The organism is Arthrobacter sp. MPF02 (assembly GCF_046605375.1).
In the GTDB taxonomy this organism is placed as follows: Bacteria; Actinomycetota; Actinomycetes; order Actinomycetales; family Micrococcaceae; genus Arthrobacter.
The window spans coordinates 3,243,041-3,262,879 of the sequence record NZ_CP176772.1 but is presented as its reverse complement, the minus strand read 5'-3'; the positions used below and the strand labels follow the sequence as shown (position 1 = coordinate 3,262,879).

At 61.4% G+C, this 19,839-nt stretch carries 16 protein-coding genes and 1 pseudogene; 11 read left to right on the top strand and 6 right to left on the bottom strand.

The window, feature by feature from the left end; all coding sequences use genetic code 11:
• Positions 1-72: 72 nt before the first annotated feature.
• On the bottom strand, positions 73-915 hold the full coding sequence (locus ACLH0K_RS15505; RefSeq protein WP_411374435.1) for an IclR family transcriptional regulator: 843 nt from the start codon (positions 913-915) through the stop codon (positions 73-75).
• A gap of 48 nt (positions 916-963) precedes the next feature.
• On the opposite strand from ACLH0K_RS15505, the gene ACLH0K_RS15500 reads away from it, so the two are divergent.
• Both ACLH0K_RS15500 and ACLH0K_RS15495 read left to right on the top strand, forming a co-directional pair.
• Positions 964-2,310: an MFS transporter gene (locus ACLH0K_RS15500; RefSeq protein ID WP_411374434.1), complete on the top strand. Its 1,347-nt coding sequence runs from the start codon at positions 964-966 to the stop codon at positions 2,308-2,310.
• Positions 2,303-3,553 carry an FAD-dependent oxidoreductase gene (locus ACLH0K_RS15495; protein WP_411374433.1) on the top strand — a complete coding sequence of 417 codons (1,251 nt, stop codon included), beginning with the start codon at positions 2,303-2,305 and terminating at the stop codon, positions 3,551-3,553. The genes ACLH0K_RS15500 and ACLH0K_RS15495 overlap by 8 nt, the downstream gene beginning before the upstream one ends.
• Positions 3,554-4,519: 966 nt before the next feature.
• On the opposite strand, the gene ACLH0K_RS15490 is transcribed toward ACLH0K_RS15495, so the two are convergent.
• A complete protein-coding gene (locus ACLH0K_RS15490; protein ID WP_411374432.1) occupies positions 4,520-5,437 on the bottom strand; it encodes a LysR family transcriptional regulator in 918 nt (305 codons plus the stop codon).
• Between the two features lie 111 nt (positions 5,438-5,548).
• On the opposite strand from ACLH0K_RS15490, the gene ACLH0K_RS15485 reads away from it, so the two are divergent.
• From ACLH0K_RS15485 to ACLH0K_RS15475, 3 genes are all read left to right on the top strand, one after another.
• Positions 5,549-6,613 (top strand): MBL fold metallo-hydrolase, encoded by a 1,065-nt coding sequence (locus ACLH0K_RS15485; protein WP_411374431.1) that lies wholly within the window; start codon positions 5,549-5,551, stop codon positions 6,611-6,613.
• Between the two features lie 8 nt (positions 6,614-6,621).
• Positions 6,622-8,073, top strand: coding sequence for an MFS transporter (locus ACLH0K_RS15480; protein ID WP_411374430.1), 1,452 nt, complete (start codon positions 6,622-6,624; stop codon positions 8,071-8,073).
• A 127-nt stretch (positions 8,074-8,200) separates the two neighbouring features.
• A complete protein-coding gene (locus tag ACLH0K_RS15475; RefSeq protein WP_411374429.1) occupies positions 8,201-9,427 on the top strand; it encodes an ATP-binding protein in 1,227 nt (408 codons plus the stop codon).
• Positions 9,428-9,720: 293 nt separating this feature from the next.
• Here ACLH0K_RS15475 and ACLH0K_RS15470 read toward each other — a convergent pair whose 3' ends face one another.
• Both ACLH0K_RS15470 and ACLH0K_RS15465 read right to left on the bottom strand, forming a co-directional pair.
• Positions 9,721-10,287 carry a recombinase family protein gene (locus tag ACLH0K_RS15470; RefSeq protein ID WP_411376495.1) on the bottom strand — a complete coding sequence of 189 codons (567 nt, stop codon included), beginning with the start codon at positions 10,285-10,287 and terminating at the stop codon, positions 9,721-9,723.
• Positions 10,288-10,462: 175 nt separating this feature from the next.
• Positions 10,463-11,662 (bottom strand): HIRAN domain-containing protein, encoded by a 1,200-nt coding sequence (locus ACLH0K_RS15465; protein ID WP_411374428.1) that lies wholly within the window; start codon positions 11,660-11,662, stop codon positions 10,463-10,465.
• An 895-nt stretch (positions 11,663-12,557) separates the two neighbouring features.
• On the opposite strand from ACLH0K_RS15465, the gene ACLH0K_RS15460 reads away from it, so the two are divergent.
• The 4 genes from ACLH0K_RS15460 to ACLH0K_RS15445 all read left to right on the top strand — a co-directional run bounded on the left by ACLH0K_RS15460 (position 12,558) and on the right by ACLH0K_RS15445 (position 16,284).
• Positions 12,558-13,631, top strand: a complete 1,074-nt coding sequence (locus ACLH0K_RS15460; RefSeq protein ID WP_411374427.1) for an NAD(P)/FAD-dependent oxidoreductase — start codon at positions 12,558-12,560, stop codon at positions 13,629-13,631.
• Between the two features lie 4 nt (positions 13,632-13,635).
• Positions 13,636-14,589, top strand: a complete 954-nt coding sequence (locus ACLH0K_RS15455) for an RNA polymerase sigma-70 factor (RefSeq protein ID WP_411374426.1) — start codon at positions 13,636-13,638, stop codon at positions 14,587-14,589.
• Positions 14,590-15,112: 523 nt separating this feature from the next.
• The gene (locus ACLH0K_RS15450; protein ID WP_411374425.1) at positions 15,113-15,883 is read left to right on the top strand and encodes a DUF4386 domain-containing protein; all 771 of its coding nucleotides are present in this window, start codon (positions 15,113-15,115) and stop codon (positions 15,881-15,883) included.
• A complete protein-coding gene (locus tag ACLH0K_RS15445) occupies positions 15,883-16,284 on the top strand; it encodes a hypothetical protein (RefSeq protein ID WP_411374424.1) in 402 nt (133 codons plus the stop codon). Before ACLH0K_RS15450 ends, ACLH0K_RS15445 begins: the two co-directional genes overlap by 1 nt.
• Positions 16,285-16,769: 485 nt before the next feature.
• Here ACLH0K_RS15445 and ACLH0K_RS15440 read toward each other — a convergent pair whose 3' ends face one another.
• Entirely contained in the window at positions 16,770-17,441 is a 672-nt protein-coding gene (locus ACLH0K_RS15440) for a TetR/AcrR family transcriptional regulator (RefSeq protein WP_411374423.1), read from the bottom strand.
• A 280-nt stretch (positions 17,442-17,721) separates the two neighbouring features.
• On the opposite strand from ACLH0K_RS15440, the gene ACLH0K_RS15435 reads away from it, so the two are divergent.
• Positions 17,722-18,555, top strand: a complete 834-nt coding sequence (locus ACLH0K_RS15435; protein WP_411374422.1) for an NAD(P)-dependent alcohol dehydrogenase — start codon at positions 17,722-17,724, stop codon at positions 18,553-18,555.
• A 414-nt stretch (positions 18,556-18,969) separates the two neighbouring features.
• Here the strand turns inward: ACLH0K_RS15435 and ACLH0K_RS15430 are convergent, their stop codons facing one another.
• Complete coding sequence (locus tag ACLH0K_RS15430; protein WP_411374421.1) at positions 18,970-19,161, bottom strand: YegP family protein; 192 nt, start codon at positions 19,159-19,161, stop codon at positions 18,970-18,972.
• Positions 19,162-19,593: 432 nt separating this feature from the next.
• On the opposite strand from ACLH0K_RS15430, the pseudogene ACLH0K_RS15425 reads away from it, so the two are divergent.
• Positions 19,594-19,824, top strand: a pseudogene (locus tag ACLH0K_RS15425) (homocysteine S-methyltransferase family protein); the annotation flags it as partial.
• Positions 19,825-19,839 lie beyond the last annotated feature (15 nt).

Below are 19,839 nucleotides of genomic sequence, written 5' to 3'. Positions count from 1 at the left end.
CAACATATTCTGCTTTCCAGAATTTATGCCACGGGTGATGCGCCTGGGGATGTGCGCCCAGGTGGATTGCTGTCAGTCGCGCTCTGCCGGATTCGCCGCAATGTCGATTTCGAGCTGGCGGCAAGTTTCACGCAGGGCGGTGACCAGACCTGCGTCGAATACGCTGCGAAACCGTGTGGCAGGAGTGGCAACGGTAATGGCCCCCACCACCTGCCCGTGCCGGTTATGCAGCGCCACCCCGAGAGCGCTCACGCCGTCCTCGGTGCCTTCGAAGTTGGCTGCGAAACCGTTGGTGCGGATGGACTCCAGTTCGCGGAGGAAATCCGGATATTCGTCATCAGGGATGGTGTCGCCGCTAATGTCGGCATTGTTGCTGCGGAAGAGCTGGTCCAGCGTCTGTGGCTCGAGTTCCGCCAGCATCGCTTTGCCGCCGGAAGTCCTGTTGGCTGGCATGACGGTGCCCTGCCGGTCGCCTACGCGCAAGACGTTGTTCCCCTCCACGCTTGCCAGGAAGCGGACTTTGGTGCCTACCCGGACCATGAGGTTCACTGTCTCGTTGAGTTGGGCGGAGAGCAGTTCCATGTGGGGCTGCGCCAGTGACCGGAGCAGCCTGGTCCAGCTCAGTCCGGCCGGGCCGACTCCCATGGCCGGTCCCGGAACGTAGCGCCGGGTTTCATCCTGCACGGCGAATCCGCGGTAAACGAGCATGGACAGGAGACGGTGCGCCGTGGACGGTGCCACCTCCAATTCCTCGGCAGCGTCCTTCAGCCGCAGCGCACCGCCGTCGCGAAGAAGCTGCAGAAGCTGCAGCGCGTTGTCCACCGCCTCAATCGGATACGTGGGCCGCTTCTGCACAGGCTTTTTCTGCCCAGGCTTCCGCCCTGTTGCTTTGAATGTGGGCTGGTTATTCTGCATCTCAGAATTCTATTGTGGTAAATCTCCGCGCACTATGACAGTAGTGGGATGAATCACACACCTCCCGCTGCAGCGACGCAACGGTCCTTGTCAGGGGATTCCACCCCCACCTCCAATGACAGGCACGGCCAGTTCTCCAAGGCCTCGGCCGCCGCAGTCCTTGTCTGCTGGCTGCTGGTCGTCTTCGATGGTTACGACCTCATCGTCTACGGCACTGTCCAGTCCTCCCTGATCGCGGATACCGGCTGGGGCCTGACCAAGGCAACCGCGGGAACGGTGGGATCCATGGCCTTCCTGGGCATGATGATCGGGGCGATCTTCGCTGGCCGCATGGCCGACTCGTGGGGCCGGCGCAGGACCATCCTCGGCTGCGCCATCCTGTTCTCCGTTTTCACTGTCCTGTGTGCCTTCGCCCCCAATGCCGCCAGTTTCGGAGCCTTGCGCCTCCTGGCTGGCGTCGGGCTTGGCGGCCTGGTGCCGTCCGCGAATGCCCTGGTGGCGGAACTGGTCCCCACCAAGTGGCGGTCCGTCGTGGCCACGCTGATGATGTCCGGTGTCCCTATCGGTGGTTCCGTTGCTGCCCTGGTGGGTATCCAGCTGATTCCGGCGTTTGGCTGGCAGTCGATGTTCCTCGTGGCCGTGTTGGCCCTGGTGATCGTGGTGCCCCTTGGGTTGAAGTATTTGCCCGAGACCCTGGCTCCGGTCGGCAAGCCCGGGCGAGGTGAAGGTCGGGCGGCGACCAGGGAAGGGGCCAGGCCGGCCTCCGGTTTTTCCTCCCTGCTCCGCGCCCCTTACCTGGGCATCAGCATGCTCTTCGCCGTTGCCACCATCGCTACCCTATTCGCCTGGTACGGGTTGGGCACCTGGTTGCCCAACCTCATGCAGTTGGCTGGCTACAACCTGGGCTCTGCCCTGACCTTCGCCCTTGCCCTGAACCTGGGGGCCGTGGCCGGTTCCGTGATCACGGCATGTGCGGGAACGCGCTTCGGGCCCATTTCGACTGCGATCGCGGCTGCCGCCGTCGCCGCCGGCGCATTGCTGGTGCTGGTCAGCGGACCGCCGGTTTCGGTCGTGTACCTCACGCTGGTCCTGGCGGGGGTCGGAACCCATGGCACTCAGTGCCTCATCATCGCCGCGGTCGCAAGCCACTATCCCGCACATCTGAGGGGCACGGCACTTGGCTGGGCGCTCGGCACCGGCCGCATCGGCGCTGTCGTAGCTCCCCAGGTGGGCGGGCTCCTGCTGGCTGCCGGAATGGGTGTCAATTCCAACTTCCTTGCCTTCGCCGGTGCCGCAGGCATCGCCGCTGTCCTGCTGGCGGCCGTCGGCATCAACCTCAAAGCCAAACTTTCAACCTCCCCCTCTACCGCACTAACAGGAGTAAGCAATGTCTGAGAACGCCACGTCCACTGATGTTCTAGTGATCGGAGGGGGGATGGCCGGGTTGGCCGGTGCCCTCGCCCTCCGCGAAAATGGTGCCAACGTGACGCTCGTTGAGCGCGCCCCCGAATTCGGCGAGGTGGGCGCCGGTCTGCAGATGGCGCCCAACGCGTCCCGCGTCCTGAAGCGCTGGGGCCTGCTGGAAAAGGTCCTCGACATTGGCGTCCAGCCCAAGCACTTAGTGTTCCGCGACGCCGTCACGGGTGAGGAACTCACCCGCCAGACGCTCAACGGCGAATTTGAGGAACGCTACGGCGCCCCCTACGTGGTGATTCACCGCAGCGACCTGCACCGCGTCCTATTGGAAGGGTGTGAAGCTGCCGGCGTGAAGCTCGTCAATGACGTCACAGTGCAGAGCGTCGAGACCATTGATGGCCGCGGGATCGCGCACACTGCAGCCGGTGTGGACTTCGAGGGCGATGTCGTAATCGGCGCCGACGGTCTGCGGTCTACCCTGCGTCCGCTCGTGGCTGATGACAAACCTGTATCTTCTGCCTACGTTGCCTATCGCGGCACTGTGCCCATTACTGAAAACACTCCTAAGGCGGACCTTGAGGACGTCATTGTTTACCTGGGCCCGGACTGTCACCTGGTGCAGTACCCGCTGCGCAAGGGCAAGCTGCTTAACACCGTGGCTGTCTTCAAGTCGCCGTCCTTCGAACGCGGCGAGGAGCAATACGGGGGAGTGGACGAGCTCAAGGCTGCCTACAAGGACTGTGTGCCGGCGGTGCAGGAGGCACTGAAGAACCTGGCGACCGGTATCCGCTGGCCCATGTACGATCGCGACCCCATCGAGAACTGGGTGGCCGGCCGGATGGTGCTGATGGGCGACGCCGCGCACCCTATGCTCCAGTACCTTGCCCAGGGCGCGTGCCAGGCCCTGGAGGACGCGGCTGCCCTGCAGGATGCGACTGTGGGTTCCGTGTTCACTGCTGACGGCATCAAACCTGAAGCCTGGGATGAGGCAATCCGGGAATTCAACACGGTCCGCGCCGGCCGCACCGCCCGCGTCCAGCGCACTGCGCGCGTCTGGGGGGAGTCATGGCATGTGTCCGGCCTTGCGCGGACGCTGCGCAACCTGCTGTTTAAGAGCCGGAAGGACAACGACTTCCAGTACAACGACTGGCTGTACGGGCAAGACAGCGACGGTGTCCCCGCCGTTACCCCCAAGCGGGTTTCGGAAGGCGCGGCCGCATAAAGTAGACGGCTCAGCCAGCCCCTCCCAGGTGACGGCAGCGGACGACGACGGAACCTCCCGCCATCGTCGTCCGCTTTTGTCTCCCGACGCAGCAGCGCATGCTGGCGGACTGCTGATGCCGTGGACAAACTGAGTAAGGACCTGAGTCTATCAGGTTGCCCACAGCTGGAGCCGTTGGTGCAGTTCCTGGCCGCAAAGCGGTATTTGCGGCTCCCCGTGTTGTCGTCGGTCGCGAACACGGTGCTGAGCCTGTTCCCGCCCGGTCCTAGAGTCGAGAATAGCCTCGGTGCTGCTGTCGGCAGGGGCTGTCCGCTCAGATCTGGCTGCGCAACGGCCCCGAGGCAACAGGAACCTCGCCCTTCACCCCTTACAGCGGCTGTTTCCACGCCACAGGAATGAGGCGATCGCGCGTTTCACGGCCGGCCATAGACACGTCACAATAGACCTCCGCCCGCCCGCTAGCTCTGCGCCCACCGCATCATGGCTGTAAAAGGCCGAATCGAAACGGCAGAGCACCCGCCGCCGGTATTGACGTGCTTGAGCCTGGACATCGCGTCCCTGATGAGACGTCTGGCGCCCGGGCGGAGGCTCGCCGCCCCCCTTGTGCAGCCGCTGGGCAGGAGCCGGGACCCTCCTTCCTGGAGGCGGCTGCCAGCAGCGCTTTCAGCCCGCAGACCTTAAAAGTGCCCATAGCCGGGAGCCCTACTTCGCGTAGCCTGGGGGCGGCGACACTGAGCAGTCACGTCATCCGCCATGCCCTTGAATCCACTGGTAGTCAGGCCAGGAGGCTTTAGTCAGCATTCGGCCCGGCGCACGGTTGTTACTCATCAACAAGACTCCGTGGAAACCGTGCCGGATACGCTTCGCGGGGCTCCAGGCGCGCCATATGCTCTGTTATCGGCGTCCGGGTTGCCGCGGTGAAGACAGGTTGCAGGGTGTGTGGGGCCCATGATCCCTGCTGGGTTGTTACTGCACGGGTGACCGGTCCCGGGTGAATTCGTCCTGGCAGTAATTGAGGAGGGCGCGAACCTTTTGGGACGGAGTTGTGCCGCGGGGATGGGCTGCGACGACTGCGTTGTCCGGAAGGTCGTCCTTGATGCGCCGGTAGGCCAGGGGTAGTCCTTCGTAGGTGCGGTCTCCGAGGGGCCGTCCCATCAGGACGGAGTATGCCAGTCCGCGTGCAACGAGTGAGCGGATGGTTTCGACGTTGGTGCTGCGCCACTTGATATGCGGCTCGAATCCTGCGTTGCGCAGCTGGTTTTCGGCCAGGTCGCGTGCAGGCTGCAGGCCCAGGAGCGCGGCGGGGGAGTCTCCCAGGTCGCGCAGGGCTATTTCCTTCTGGGCAGCCAGCGGGTGGTCGGGGCTGAGCAGGAGCTGGAGCCGTACGGGTGCAATGGTCGTCTGCTCCATCTCGGTGTTGATGTGCAGGGAGTACATGAGCCCGATGTCCAGTTCACCATCGAGCAGCATCTGCTGCAGCAGGTCGGAGGATCCTTCGGTCAGTTCGATGTCGACGGCGGGGTGTTTGCGGGCGAAGTGCTCGATAATGCGGGGCAGGAGCCACGGCGAAAGGGAGCCGAAGCAGCCGATCTTCAGCGGGCCGACGAGTTCGCCCTGCAGGCGTTGGGCGGCGAACTGCAGTTCGTCTGCGTCCGCAACGATGGACCGGGCCCGGTCCGCGACCCAATGGCCTGCCGGTGTCAGGGCTGCGCCTTTGGCTTTTCGCCGCAGCATGAGCTGGGCGCCCAGGGAGGTTTCCAGCTCAGTCAGGGCCAGGGAGATGCCGCCGGGGGAGACATGGCACCGCCGCGCGGCCGCGGTAACAGAGCCCAGATCCGCGACAGCCAGAAAGTACTCGAGCTGACGAAGGGTGACCGCATTCATTAGCTCACCTGAAATTGTTCGTTGATTATTTGTGATTTACAAAAAATTATGGTCCCTCGCATAGTTGTTGTCCAGAAGCTGTGACGTGCATTACCTACCCTTGGAGGACCCGTGACCCCTGATCCTGCCCCTATCTCAGAACTGAAGCCGCGCGTCGTGGCGTTGGGCACAGCCGGCGGTCCGCGCTGGTGGAAGGGTGCCACCCAGGGTGAACGGGCCGGTATCGCCACCGCAGTCCTCGTCGGTGATGCGGCCTACCTGGTGGATTTGGGCCACGGTGTCGGACGGCAGCTAATGATGGCCGGAATCGGGATTCCGCAGATCCGCGGGATATTCCTGACCCACCTGCACTCCGACCACACCATCGATCTGGCCAGCATGACGGTCTTCGGCTTCCTTCACATCGTGGACCCAGCCCAGCGGCCGATCCGGATCCTCGGACCGGGCAACCGCGGGGTACTTCCGCCGGCCTCGCCCCGGGCTGCCGCGGCACCGGACCCGCTCTTTCCCGAGAACCCCACCCTTGGTACCCGGGAAATGGTGCACACTCTGCTGCATGCCTATTCCACGGACATCAACGACCGCGTAATCGATTCCCTGCGCCCGTCCCCGCTGAAGTACTTCCAGGCTGAGGATCTTGTGGTCCCGGCAAGCACAGGCTTCCATCCAAACGCTAATCCCGTGCCCGAAATGGAACCGTTCGAGATCTACCGTGACGAGCTGGTCACCGTGACGGCCACGCTGGTCAAGCACCCGCCAATCGCCCCGGCCTTTGCCTTCCGATTCCAAACGGCAGGCGGCTCCGTGACGATCTCGGGTGACACCGCACCCTGCGACAACCTGGTACGACTGGCCCGGGATACGGACCTGCTGATGCATGAGGCCATCGATTTTGACTGGGTCGACCGGGCCTACGCTCACGAGGAACCGGAGACCGCCCAAGCTTCAGTGGACCACCACCGCAAGTCGCACACCGGCCCGCAGCAGGCCGGCCGTATCGCAACCCGGGCGGGAGCCAAAGCCCTTGCACTGCATCACCTCGTCCCGGGAACGGCTGACCCCGCAGTCTGGCGCCGGGCCGAGGACACCTTTGACGGCCCTGTCTACGTACCGGACGACCTGGAGGTCATCTCCTTCGCCCGGCTAAATTCCCCTTCCCTCGCTACAGCAGAATAGGTATGACGATGACGACATCACCCAACATGAAAGCGGTTCAACACGGCTCTGACAACCAGAGCCTGAACACCACGCACATGCGCAGGATCCTGGCCTCCAGCTTCATCGGCAGCGCCATCGAGTACTACGATTTCCTCCTCTACGCCACCGCCGCGGCGATCGTGTTCGGCCAGGTCTTCTTCACAGACCTGGGACCAGGCATGGCCGCCTTCGCATCCTTCGGAACACTAGCCGCCGGTTATGTTGCGCGGCCGCTCGGCGGCGCCATCTTCGGCCACTTCGGCGACCGGATCGGACGCAAGGCCGTCCTGATTGTTTCCATGATGACCATGGGCATCGCCACGACCATGATCGGTCTGCTGCCAACCACCGCCCAGATCGGCGTGGCTGCCCCGATCCTGCTGATCACCCTGCGGATAGTGCAGGGCCTTTCCGTCGGAGGCGAGTGGGGCGGAGCCATGCTGATGGCTCTGGAACACTCCCCGGACAAGAAACGCGGCTTCGCGGCAAGCTTCGCAAACATGGGGGCACCGGCGGGAGCCCTGCTGGCAACACTGGCCGTCAGCCTCTTCACCCTCCTGCCCGATGAACAGTTTCTCTCCTGGGGCTGGCGCGTTCCGTTCCTGATCAGCATTGTGCTGGTGACCATAGGCCTCGTCATCCGACTGAAGGTCAGCGAGACACCCCTGTTCCAGCAACTGGAAGCAAAGGCAGAATCCAAGAAGATCCCACTGGCAGAGGTTTTAACCCGGCACCCGAAGAACCTGGTCCTGGGCATCATTGCCGGCACCAGCGTGTACACGATCGCAGGCATGGTCACTGTCTGGGCTGTTTCCTATGCCGTCGAGGCCGGAGCGGACAAGACCGGTGTCCTCAATGCCAAGGCCCTGGCTGCCTTTGGCATGGTAATGACCACCATGGTCGGTGCCCGCCTCAGTGACCGGTTCGGCCGTAAACCCGTCATGCTTACCGGCGTCATTGCCGCCGCGGTCTGTGCTTTCCCGATCCTCTGGTTGGTGGACAGCGGGACAGTGCTGGGCTTTACGACGGCGGTAGTGCTGGGCCAAGCCATCCAGGGACTGATCTTCGGACCGTTTGGCGCCTTTACCGCGAACTCTTCCCAACCCGAGTGCGCTACACCGGCGCATCGCTGGCCTACCAGAGCGCATCCACGTTCGGCGCCGGGTTCACGCCCGCCATCGCCGCAGGCTTGCTGGTCATCGGTGGCGGCAGCCTCACCCTGCTCGGCTCGGTCTGGATTCTGGCCTTCGTGGTCGCCGCCGGAGCGATCCTGCTCACCAAGGAAGGCCGAACCCGCGACCTCGCCCAAATCCAGTAATCCTCCTGTCCTGCAACAACAAGCAACGGCACCGGTACCCGGACACCCCTCAAGGCAGTCCCGGTACCGGTGTTTTCCGACCTGTCAGATTAGCGATGGGTCTGTCTTGGCATATGGTTAGTGAATTCTGCCGCTCGAATGCCATCGGGCACGCCTTCCAAGCTCAGGCTGACAGTGCGACGGTTTATTGATCTTTCGAAACTTTATTAGAGACAAATAAAGTCGACTAACCCTTGTAAGATTGCCGCATGGATCCCGTTAACAACCCCTACACACCCAATGCCGGTGCCACTCCGGAGATCGTCATTGGCCGTGATGAGTTCTTGGAGGACTTCCGCGTACTCCTGCGCCGACTCGACCGGGGCCGCACAAATCAGTCCATGATCGTGACCGGCCTTCGCGGCGTAGGCAAAACGGTGCTGCTTGGAGAGTTCCGTCAGATAGCTGAGGAGTTCCGGTGGAAGGTTCTCGAACTTGAGGCCAGCAAGCACGACGACGACCATTTTCGTCAAACCGTGTATTCACAGCTTCGGGCGGCACTGTTTCAAATCTCCCCTAAGGCAAAGTGGGGGGAGAAGGCCAGAAAAGCCGCGCAGGTCCTGCAGTCCTTCAGCCTTTCCATTGATCCTTCATCGGGCGCCCCCACCTTGTCGCTGGACGTTGACGCCGCGGAGGGGTTTGCGGACCACGGGAACTTAACCCTGGACCTGACCGACGTTCTGGTCTCACTAGGGGAAGCCGCGAAGGAACACGGAACGGGCCTGGTCCTCTTGTTCGACGAGGTTCAGTTCCTGAGCCAATCACAGTTGGAAGCCGTCATACAGGCTATTCACAAGTCCGTTCAAAGGAAGCTTCCGGTCACTTTCGTTGGCGCTGGCCTGCCGCAAATCGCAGAGCTGGCAGGGGATGCAAAATCCTACGCTGAGCGGCTGTTCAAATTTCCAAAGATCGGTTCACTGGACTTTGAGGACGCAAAAAAGGCTTTCGCGGAGCCGGCACATATTGAAGGTGTTCACTTCCAAGATGATGCGCTGGCCCTGGCGTTTGAGCTGACGGAGGGCTACCCCTACTTTGTCCAGGAACTGGGCTATCAGGTGTGGGCGGTGGCAGATGGTGATGTCATCACCCTTGAGGACGTGGAGGATGCAAAGGACGCATACGAGGCGAAACTGGATTCCTCCTTCTTCCGCGTCCGGCTGGACAGGGCCACGCAGCTTCAGATCGCCTACATGCGGGCCATGGCACAGCTGGGTCCTGACTCCCAAAAGGCCGCGGACGTAGCCGCTGTCATGGGGCGCGAGTCCACGCAGCTAGCTCCCACACGCTCAGAACTTATCAACATGGGCTTGCTGTACACGCCATCGCATGGCTATGCAGGTTTTACAGTGCCTCACTTCGACCGCTTCATGCTCCGGGCCGTTCCCGAACTGGACGTGCCGCCAGTCCAAAAAAGACGGGCCAAGCCCAAAAAGTAAGAACAGATCCTACCCCGGCCATATCCGAGATCTGTTGCTCACCTAAGCCCCCTGTGCTTGCGAAGGCCACAAGGGCAGAATGGCCCTCGTGGTAGACCTAGGCTTTGGGAGAAAACTTCCCTGGTCATGTTGGTAGGCGCAACCTCTCAGACCGCTCCCCCGATTAATTTTCGAACGCCGATAACGGATATTCTGTAAGGCTGGGGGGAGCGGGGAACGGCAGAGCTCATTTTGCATTCGCAGGGTTTAACGAGGCCACCATCCCGCCGTTCGTATGGGGGAAGAAGAAGTGGTTACTGCAACGCTGCCTGGCGCAGGTACTGATGAACCGTTTCCCTGCTGATTCCGTAATCGCGGGCGAGGACAATTTTCGGGATGCCGGTGCCGGCGCGCTGGACCAGTTCGGCTGCCCGTTCCGGCGTCAGCGTCTTTTTCCGCCCTTTATAGGCGCCGCGCTGTTTGGCCAGGGCGATGCCCTCGCGCTGGCGTTCCCTGATCAGGGAGCGTTCGAACTCGGCGAACGCGCCCATGACGGAGAGCATGAGGTTGGCCATGGGGGAGTCCTCACCGGTGAAAACGAGCTGTTCCTTGAGGAACTCCACTCGCACCCCGCGCCGTGTGAGGCCCTGCACCAGGGCGCGCAGGTCATCGAGGTTGCGGGCGAGCCGGTCCATGCTGTGCACAACCACCGTATCCCCGTCGCGGACGAATCGCAGCAGCTCCGTCAGCTGCGGCCGCGCGGTGTCACGGCCCGAAGCCTTATCCGTGAAAACCCGGTCCAGGACCTGGCCCTCGAGCTGACGGAACTCATTCTGGTCCACAGTGCTCACCCGGACGTAGCCGATCCGCTGACCAACAATGGTCGCCTCCAACGCTTGACTGTGGACTGAGTGTCCAAGCATCCGCCCGAAGCGTCAAGAGTCATTTTTTCTTGCGATGAGGCAGCGATCCCATGTGCGCCTTTGTACGGTTCAATCGTGGCGGTGAATCATAACCGTGGTGAGGTCAGCGTGACGGCACCGGGACGCTCGATGCCTATTTCGGGATAAATCCGGAGACAGGTAGTTCCTCTTCGAGCGCGGCCGCTATCTTCCGTGAGCGAATGTTGCCCATAATTCCCAAGGCAAGGCAGCCGATAAAGAGCACCGGCCCAAGTAGCGGGATGGCAGCAAGGATAGCGCCAACGATGACGCCAATAACGATCATTGCTACGCCCGCGATCCGATGAATGAGCGGACTGTATCGCCTGTCCTTGTCTGTCAGCACCACTTTTCCCCTAGGTGGCTGGCGGTCCGCTTTCCTGGAAGGGGGCACCGTCCGAAAGCTGCTTTCGCCTGCTGATGGTGTGGTGATGGTCCTAGGGCTGCGGGGCCTGAGGGCATCTCCGGTGTAGGCGGGCGGGACTGTATATGTGGCGGTTTCCGGCGTCAGCGGGGGGAAGGAGGGCATTCTACTGAGCCACGCGTCATTCAACTCGGTGGCCCTGGCACCCTGAATGACCAGCTCGGCTGCAAGCCCCGAGCCTTTGATCCTGGCCCAGATCCCCAGCTCCTTCCCTGCATCTGCTGCGTGAGAAATCGATGGCAGATAGTGGCTGGAGGTGGTTGCTGTCAGCTGCCCCACCCGTTCACCGTCAAGACGGACCTCAACGAGGTTCTTCTCGGTGCCGTTCTTTAGGGTCTGCACGAGCTTGTGCATCGTCAGGATGACAAGCCCTTCACCGTTCTGCGGCAGGTAGTTGAACAGATGGGCAAAATGCTGGTCTTCGCCCGTCACTTGAAGGGCGCCACTCCAAGGAAGAACTGCCACGTTGGCCGGGAAATGGTTGTTAAGCGGAAGGATCTCGTGGGCCGCGGGCAGGTAAATACGAACATTCGAGAAAAACCTCGCCTGCCGCTCAGCTTCCCATGACTCCCGCACCACAGCCCAGATCCGCGCCGTGGTTGTGGCCATCATGCCGCTTGCAGCGATGCGGTGGATTATGGGGCGATAAACGGCAGCAGAGTCACGGTCCAAATAACCGATGACCTGTCCGTTGACCCGCACCGATATAGCGTTCGCGTCATGGGGATTATCCGGTTCCGGCACGAGAAAGGCTTCGAAGACGTCCTCGATCTCTTCGTCAAGCCTTGGGCGTCGCCCCAGAACTGAGAGGATCTGTTTCTCGCGATACGACTCGCCAACAACTTCAAAGTTGTGCCAGCTGTCTTTGCCCGGCAGATAGTACTTTTCCACTTTGCCCCCATCTCATTCTTGCGCGCTTAATAAATGCACCCAAGATTTCCGCAGTTCTCTGTGGTTTTGCAGTCACTGGCAGCGCCAGCATGACGTCATTCCGTGTATACGGCGCCAGGACACCTTCGAGCAGCAAGACCCGGTCTGAGAATAACCGATGGGAATGGCGCCTCGATCCGGAATGGACACAAAAACGCTACTGTTCTTCATAGAACTTTTCTGACCAGCAGGACGGAGCCAGTAAATGTCGGTGGCACATCACAAACCCCGATACGGCGCTGCGCTATAGACAGTAGATTGGCGCCGCTCCGGAGGCCGAGCATCTAACCCCGAATTGATGCATCCGATGAGATACGCAGCGTCCAGCTTTACATAAGGTATATTATCGGCGTTTCAACAGGACGGGTAGAAGTAGCTGCGGGAACTTCCCGGGCGTCGTCGTGAACTCCAGGGCTTTGTAAGTCAAGTTCGTCTTCCACTCCATGCCGGCCTAGTCGCCGTCGCCGAGGATCCGAGCGGATAGCCGGTGCATAGGCTGGCGGGCCTGCAGAGCTGATTACCATTCGCAATGGATGCGGGAGTGCAGTTTTTGCTCTGGTGTACGATTCGGCTGATCCTTCGAGGAGTGAGCGCGCATTAGCTGCCTCCGGAATCGCGGGGATGAGGGGATTAGTGGCGGAGGTGAGGGTTGCCTGGGGCAGGTTCCCTCTTCAGGTGCCGGGCTTCTTGTCCGTGTCACATTTCGGTGTCCTGCGGTGTCCTATGTTCGATCGCTCGTTTATCGATAGGAGTCTGCAGTGTCAGCACGTTGTCGGGTGGTTATTATCGGCGCGGGATATGCCGGGGTCATGGCCGCGAACAGGCTTGAGCGGGAAGCCCACGGTTGTCTGATTCCATGAATATTACGGTCCTTAACCCGGTTGCCGAGTTCGTGGAAAGAATCCGTCTTCATGAGGTCGCCGCCGGAAATCGGGCATCAGCCTCAGTACCAATGCGCTCTCTTCTTCATGAGGATGCAAAGGTCGTCGAAGGCATCGCTTCCCGTATTGACCCTGAACGCCGCAAAGTGTACTTATCAGACGCCAGCGCCCCGCTCGACTACGATGTCCTGCTGTACTCCGTGGGCAGTACCCAGGCATCGAGCAGGATCCCGGCCGGAGCGTACGGGCTGAAAGATGCCGAGGACGCAAACCGTTTGCAGGCGAGGCTGTCCCAGTTGGATCCGAGCGCTACCATCAGCGTCGTCGGAGCCGGCCTGACCGGCATTGAGGTTGCCGCCGAAATTGCGGAAAAGTATCCGCAGCTGCAGGTGCGTCTCATTTCCCGCGGAGCCATCGCGGAGAACCTCTCCGAATCCGGCCGACACGCGATCACGGAACGGCTTTCAGCCATTGGTGTCCAAATGGTAGAGAATACCGAAGTGCAACGCTGCGATGATTTTTCGGTAATTACTTCCGGTGGTGACACCCTGCAATCTGACTGCACGATCTGGACCGCGGGGTTTACCGCACCGGATTTGGCACGGGACAGCGGGCTGGCAACGGATCCCTTGGGGCGCCTCATGGTCAACGAGTCGCTCGCGTGTCCGCAGTACCCTGATATTTTCGGTGCAGGCGATGCCGTATGCGCCCCCCAGACGGTCGGCGGGCACCTGCGCATGAGTTGCGCGACGGCACTGCCACTTGGTGCCCACGCGGCCGACAACATTATCGCCCGCCTCGAAAAGCGAGCTCCAACCCCGCTTTCGGCCGGATACATGTTCAGGTGTATCAGCCTGGGACGCCACTTAGGGCTCGTTCAAACCGTGCGTGCCGACGACCGGCCACGCCGTTTCGTTCTTCGGGGCCGCCTTGCTGGGCTGGCCAAAGCGCAGATGTGCCAAATGACGCTTTCCTGGATCAGGGGAGAGCGTCGCCGGAGTGGTTCGTACACTTGGCCCCAGGGCCCTCGACCGGTGGAAGCCAGGTAGGGCTGTGGAAAGCGCCGGAGTGTTCGAGAAACACCGTTCCCTGCTTTTCACCATTGCCTACGAGATTACCGGGACCGCGAGCGATGCCGAGGATGTCGTTCAGGACAGCTTTCTGAGGTGGTCCCAAGTTGATGCGAAAGCTGTGGTGAATCCGCGGGCATATCTTGCCAAAACGGTCACGCGTCAAGCGCTGAATTCCCTAAGAACGGCTCAACGGCGCCGGGAAGACTACATCGGTCCGTGGCTCCCGGAGCCTGTGATCACGGCCCCGGATGTCGCTGAGCATGCTGTACTGAGTGAATCCCTGTCTTTTGCGATGCTTGTGGTCCTTGAGACGCTCTCCCCCGATGAGCGCGCTGTTTTCGTCCTTCGCGAGGTTTTCGATTTTCCCTACGCGGACATCGCCGAAGCCACCGACAAGTCGCTGGCGGCCGTCCGCCAGATGGCAAGCCGGGCAAAGGCGCACGTCCGCGCACGGCGACCACGCTTTGAGGTGGATGCACAGCGGCAACGGGCGGTCGCCGACCGGTTCCTCAAAGCCCTGCTCGGGGGCGACATGCAGTCCCTGATGGATGCCCTCGCTCCGGGCGCCGTCCTTCTCTCCGATGGAGGAGGGAAAGTCACAGCGGCCCGCAAGCCTGTTATCGGTGCAGACAACATCACCCGTTTCCTTGCTGGAATCGCTAAAACCCCGGTGCCCCAGATGCGGGTTGAATTGTCATTTTTCAATGGAATGCCGGCTCTCGTCGTATACAGCGGAGACACGGTCGACGTTGTGGCACTTGTTGAATCCAACAATGAGTACGTTACCGGCGTCTACCTCGTACGGAATCCGGACAAACTCGGAGCGGCCACCGAGGCCCGCAGCTTCCGCACGCTCACCGCCCTTGAACAGGACTGGCAAAAACTGGACACCCCGCATGACTACCCACAATCACTCAGCGCCGCCAGTCACTGATGGTAGGGATGGTCCCCGCGCCTTCCACGACGTCATCACCGCCGGAAAGTGCATTTTAAAACGATGCTGTGGAAGCACTTATCAAAAAGTACAGCCCGCACCCGGAAGAAGAAACAGCCCGCACCCGGAAGAAGAACCAGTACCGGTAGCAGCGGCGCCTGTCGCAAATCCCTGGGTGACCGGGTAGGGAAGCAGGGCATGACTCTCGGGATTAACCGATGCAGTGAAACTCCCAACCCGGACCTAGAGGACAGTGGCGCCCAAGATGGGAAACAGCAGAAACCCCCGTAGCTGGGTTACGGCTCTGCCGAAGCGATCCTGCACGAGCGCTGGTCCCCACCCGTAAACACCTCGGGAACATCACACGCGCGGTGTGTTCCCTCATGTATGTGCGGACAGCTCATTCTGACTCCACGGACGCCGTCACTTGAGTGAACAGGAAGCAAACTGCGTCGTCGCTCCGGGGATGCGTGGCGGTGCCGCCTGTACTGTGCGAAGTACGTGCACGGACATGGATTTCCGCATGATTTGCAGCACCGCTTGTCAGTTATCGAACCGTTCTATGAGAAGAGTAGCTTTGGATTCAGCACGGAAGGCCGCGCTTGTAGCGGGAGTGTTCTACCTTGTAACTTTTGCCAGTTCCATCCCCGCGGTTTTCCTTCTGGAGCCTGTATTGGACAGCCCTGACTACGTCGTCAGTGCCGGTGATGACACCAGCGTCATCTGGGGGTCCCTGTTGGATCTGGTCAACGCCTTCGCGTGCGTGGGTACGGCAGTGGCCCTGTTCCCGGTCCTGAAACGGCACGGCGAGGGCCTGGCGCTGGGTTTCGTTACCTCACGGTTGTTCGAGGCCGCCGTCATCGCCGTCGGCGTCGTCAGTCTTCTTGCGGTGGTGTCATTGAGGCAGGCTGTGGCCAGCGGGGCGAATGCTGAGCCACTTGTTGGTGCCGGGCAAGCGCTGGTGGTTGTCCGGGACTGGACGTTCCTTCTGGGGCCGGGGACCATTCCGGCTATCAACGCACTGCTGCTGGGCTACCTGTTGTTCCGGGCAAGGCTCGTGCCGCGCATCATCCCCATCCTGGGGCTGATCGGAGCCCCGCTGCTGCTCATGTCAGCGACCCTGACCATGTTCGGTTCGAACACCCAGGTTTCGGTCCTGTCCGCGGTTGCGACCCTGCCGATCTTCCTTTGGGAACTGTCCTTGGGTTTGTACCTGACTTTCAAGGGCTTCAAGCCGGTACCTGTCCTTACCGGGCAGGAGTCGGGGCGCGTCGTTAGCGGCGGGCTGGGCTGATGGCGCCGGATTATCTGTGGGCAGTGCTTGCTTGTGCGCTTCTGGCCGCGTTGGCGGTCTTCCAGGGCGCGCTGATTGCAGGCGCTCCGCTCGGGCACCTGGCCTGGGGCGGCCAACACCGGATTCTTCCCGCCAAACTCAGGGTCGGCAGTGCTGTCTCCATAGCCCTGTACGCCCTTTTCGCCTACACGGCCTTGGCCAGGGCGAACCTGGTCCCGGCCCTGGTCAGCGGCGGCTTCACGGCGGTGGCCACCTGGGTGCTGACCGGATACTTCACTCTCGGTGTCCTAATGAACGGCATCTCGCGCAGCAAGGCCGAACGCCTTGTCATGATCCCGACTGCCCTGGCCCTTGCGGGACTGTACCTGATGCTTGCCATGCCCGAGACGAACCACCCATGAACCTGGCCGCGCAGAATGTGACGAAGCAGAGGCGCCGGGCCCTCGGCCATGACCGCCAAAGCCGTCTGGTACCGGACTGGAATTTGGGCGCCATGCCACCGTGCCGGAGTTCTGTGTCCCACCCGGCGTGACCTGCTGGCATTTGCCCGAGCCCAACTGCACTTCCAAAAGCCGACGCCGGCGTCATCGCCCTCTCCTATGCCGCCAGACCAGTCGACCCGACCGGGTTCACTGTTCTTCGCTACTTGGCCGGAGCTGCTGACCCAAAGTGAGCGCCAGGTTGAGGAACATAAGCCGTTGAGGTGAAACGTTACTCAGGAAGGAGTCGAATTGCTGACTACGGCCCCCAGCTGAATCAATAGTCTCTGAGCCAGTCCGACTGTCCCAGAACTTAGGGTCGTCGGACTGGTGGCGGCACCGGGAAGGGTATGGTCATCCTGCCATGTGCTTGGACTGTGCGTGACTTCAGAAGATGGCTTCTTACATCAGCTGATGTCCGGCGTCGATTCCAACGCGCCGAGGATCAACTCCAGTCCGTGGGTGAACTCGTCGCCGTAGTCGTAGCCAGGCTGCATGACCACCTGTGTAGCGATCTCAACCATATAAGGGTATTCCCCGGTCGCGAACCGCTCCATGATGGGACCGGCCACCTCTGCCATCGGCTCCCCGCCTGCAATGGGCAGTGCTGCCTCCTGCAGGGCGAAGCCGTAGATGTAGCTGTCCAGCAGCGAATAGGCCCTGGCGGTCTGTTGCACGGTAAAACCGCCTGCGCGCAGGGTTCCCAGCGTGGCCTCGTGGTGCTTCAGAGTGGCAGGACCGGGAGCTTTGCGTGATTCCAGCAGCCCCACTGCCCACGGATGCCGGCGGAGCACTTCGCGGGCCGAGTGCGCGCGGCGTCGCATTTGTTCCTTCCACTCACGTCCGGGCTCCGGGGTCGCGATCTCGGCGAAGACCAGATCGACGAGGCCGTCGAGGATCTGGTCCTTGTTGGCCACGTAGTAGTACAGCGTCATTGGCTTGGTGCCCATCGCGCCAGCGAGCGAACGAATCGACAGGGCGGCGATACCTTTTTTGTCGGCGATCTCCAGGGCTTTCTGCAGCACCTTGTCGCGGCTGAGCCCGGGCCGTTCCCGGGTGCCATCTCCGGCATTTTGCATCAATTGTTCCTTTCAGCCCTTCCGCTTCCGTACACCGTACGATACTGTGTCGTACATTGTACGAAACTCCACCAGCTTGTAGAAGGAAAAGGAAATGAAAACACAGGGAAATGTCCAAGCGCGGCGCTCTGGTGCCATCGGCGACATGCGGGCCATTGTTCGAGATAACTATGGGGGGCCGGAGGTTCTCCGTCTGGACAGGGTTCCCCGCCCGGTCCCCGAAGGGGACGAAGTGCTCATCCGCGTCAGGGCGGCCGGCGTCGACCGTGGGGTGTGTCACATGCTGAGAGGACTGCCATATCTGGGCCGGTTCGCCTTTGGCTTCCGCAAGCCAAAGGACCGTGTTCTGGGCCTTGACCTGGCAGGAACGGTAGAAGCCATTGGACCGAAGGTCACCCGATTTGCCATCGGGGACGCCGTGTACGGCAGCGGCCGGGGCTCCTACGCAGAGTACGCTGTCGCGTCCGAGGGTAAGCTGGCCTTTAAGCCAGAGATTCTCTCTTTCGAGCAGGCCGCAGTGGTGCCGGTCTCCGCGGTCACTGCCCTTATGGGGCTGCGCGCCGGGGAGATCCAGGAGGGCCGGAAGGTGTTGGTCTCTGGCGCGTCTGGCGGTGTCGGCAGCTATGCAGTCCAGCTGGCGAAAGCCTTCGGCGCCGAAGTCACCGGCGTCTGCAGCACCGGCAAGGCAGGCTTCGTCCGTAGTCTCGGCGCCGACCACGTCATCGACTACACCCGTGAGGATTTCACAGACGCCGGCCCGTACGACCTCATTCTGGACATCGCGGGTAACCCTTCAATATCCCGTCTGCGCCGTGCCCTGACGTCTACTGGAACGGCTGTTATCACCGGGGGTGAGGGCGCTGGCAAGCTGACCGGAGGCCTGCACCGGCATCTGGGGGCTGTGGCTTTGTCACCCTTTATTCGCCAACGGCTGACCATGTTCCTTGGACTGGTGCGAGCCGCCGAACTTCAGGACCTTGCCCCCTTCATCGAGGCCGGCCACATTACGCCCACCCTCGACCGGACCTTCAACCTGGCTGATGCCCACGACGCACTGCGCTTCCTCGAAGACGGACAGGTATCAGGAAAAGTGGCACTCACCATGCTCGCGTGAGCTGAACACTCGTATCATTCGGCGCCGGGTGAAACGCTTCCGGAGGACCGCCGCGCAGACAAAGTCTGATTCGGTTAGCGGATGATCCACCGGCCTCGGAACCTATTTCCCACAAGCAGTACCAGACGGATAACAGGCGGGATCGACACAACTCCGAGAATGATTACGTCATGCAAGCTTTGGGTCTTGTGTATGCTCTAAGGCTTTCCACGGCTTCCAAGGCGCGGAGAGCGCGACGCCTCACTGCTGGACATCCCGCCCGAAACTAAGTCTACTTAGTATCGGGCGCTGCGAACACCCCCAACTCCAGCGGCTGGTTTTGGAGGGGCGGCCGAGTGAGAAAGCGGCCAGGCAGGCTTCGAGGCCAGGGCCTGACAGACTCCTTCAGGACACTAGGTTTCCAGACGATACTGCCTAGGTACCAGGGGTACAGCCGTCACTGATAAGTCCGGTTGCGGCGCACTCGCGCGCGGCCCGAATTCCCTGGACTGCAGACTCCTTGTCCGGGTAATGGGCAGATACGGCAATAACGGAGCCGTCAGAGGCCCTAAGTCTGAACCCGTAATAGGTGCGATCAACGTTATATAGCTCAAATGTAGCGGTCATAATTCCCCTTATGCTGCCCAAAGCACAGGGCCTCGGGTTCGCTTCGCCTTATGAAAGCGCATCGTTGCGCTCCGGCCCCCCAGCCGCCCGACTAGCCAACCATAGCGGGGAAATCGCTTACTCACAGGTACGTTATCCAGGAGGCCCTTTAGGAGGTCCTCCTTCTGAAACGATGAGGGCAAGGATATGCGGTGTGAGGAAGCCCGGCAACGATCGCATTTTCAAGTTCGCCTGCACACTTCTCCGGAAGGGGCAATTGGATCATAGCTGTGTAGGTAATGGTGCAAACGTTTTGTACACGCTGAAGATGAAGTAGCCAAGGCCAATATGGGCAGGATGAGCGTGCGCAGCATTTTGTTCAAGAATGGTCCCCCTGGCTAAGGCATGAGGCGGAGGCTATGTCCCCCCATGTAATTTGCCTCCATATATCCGAGCGAGCACCTCCGCCACCTGTCCAAGCAGTCCACCGTCGCCATGGCCTGCATGCCTAATGCAGATTCGCCCATCCTCGGCGCCAACGGCGCGCACTACCCGCTCACCCCCGCCGAGCTCGCCACCGCTCACGAGCAGTTCGTTCGCGAGTTCGGTTTGGGCCTGGTGGGTGGCTGTTGCGGTACGACGCCGGAACACCGGGCCGCCGTCGAATGCCTTGCGTCTTTCCGCGCCGGCGGCGAGCCC

Coding starts and splice junctions, on each gene's coding strand:
- ACLH0K_RS15490 (WP_411374432.1), bottom strand. CDS start 5,437: ATGAATGCGGTCACCCTTCGTCAGCTCGAGTACTTTCTGGCTGTCGCG.
- ACLH0K_RS15440 (WP_411374423.1), bottom strand. CDS start 17,441: ATGCAAAATGCCGGAGATGGCACCCGGGAACGGCCCGGGCTCAGCCGC.
- ACLH0K_RS15505 (WP_411374435.1), bottom strand. CDS start 915: ATGCAGAATAACCAGCCCACATTCAAAGCAACAGGGCGGAAGCCTGGG.
- ACLH0K_RS15430 (WP_411374421.1), bottom strand. CDS start 19,161: ATGACCGCTACATTTGAGCTATATAACGTTGATCGCACCTATTACGGG.
- ACLH0K_RS15475 (WP_411374429.1), top strand. CDS start 8,201: ATGGATCCCGTTAACAACCCCTACACACCCAATGCCGGTGCCACTCCG.
- ACLH0K_RS15435 (WP_411374422.1), top strand. CDS start 17,722: ATGCTGAGAGGACTGCCATATCTGGGCCGGTTCGCCTTTGGCTTCCGC.
- ACLH0K_RS15495 (WP_411374433.1), top strand. CDS start 2,303: ATGTCTGAGAACGCCACGTCCACTGATGTTCTAGTGATCGGAGGGGGG.
- ACLH0K_RS15500 (WP_411374434.1), top strand. CDS start 964: ATGAATCACACACCTCCCGCTGCAGCGACGCAACGGTCCTTGTCAGGG.
- ACLH0K_RS15445 (WP_411374424.1), top strand. CDS start 15,883: ATGGCGCCGGATTATCTGTGGGCAGTGCTTGCTTGTGCGCTTCTGGCC.
- ACLH0K_RS15480 (WP_411374430.1), top strand. CDS start 6,622: ATGACGACATCACCCAACATGAAAGCGGTTCAACACGGCTCTGACAAC.
- ACLH0K_RS15450 (WP_411374425.1), top strand. CDS start 15,113: ATGATTTGCAGCACCGCTTGTCAGTTATCGAACCGTTCTATGAGAAGA.
- ACLH0K_RS15460 (WP_411374427.1), top strand. CDS start 12,558: ATGAATATTACGGTCCTTAACCCGGTTGCCGAGTTCGTGGAAAGAATC.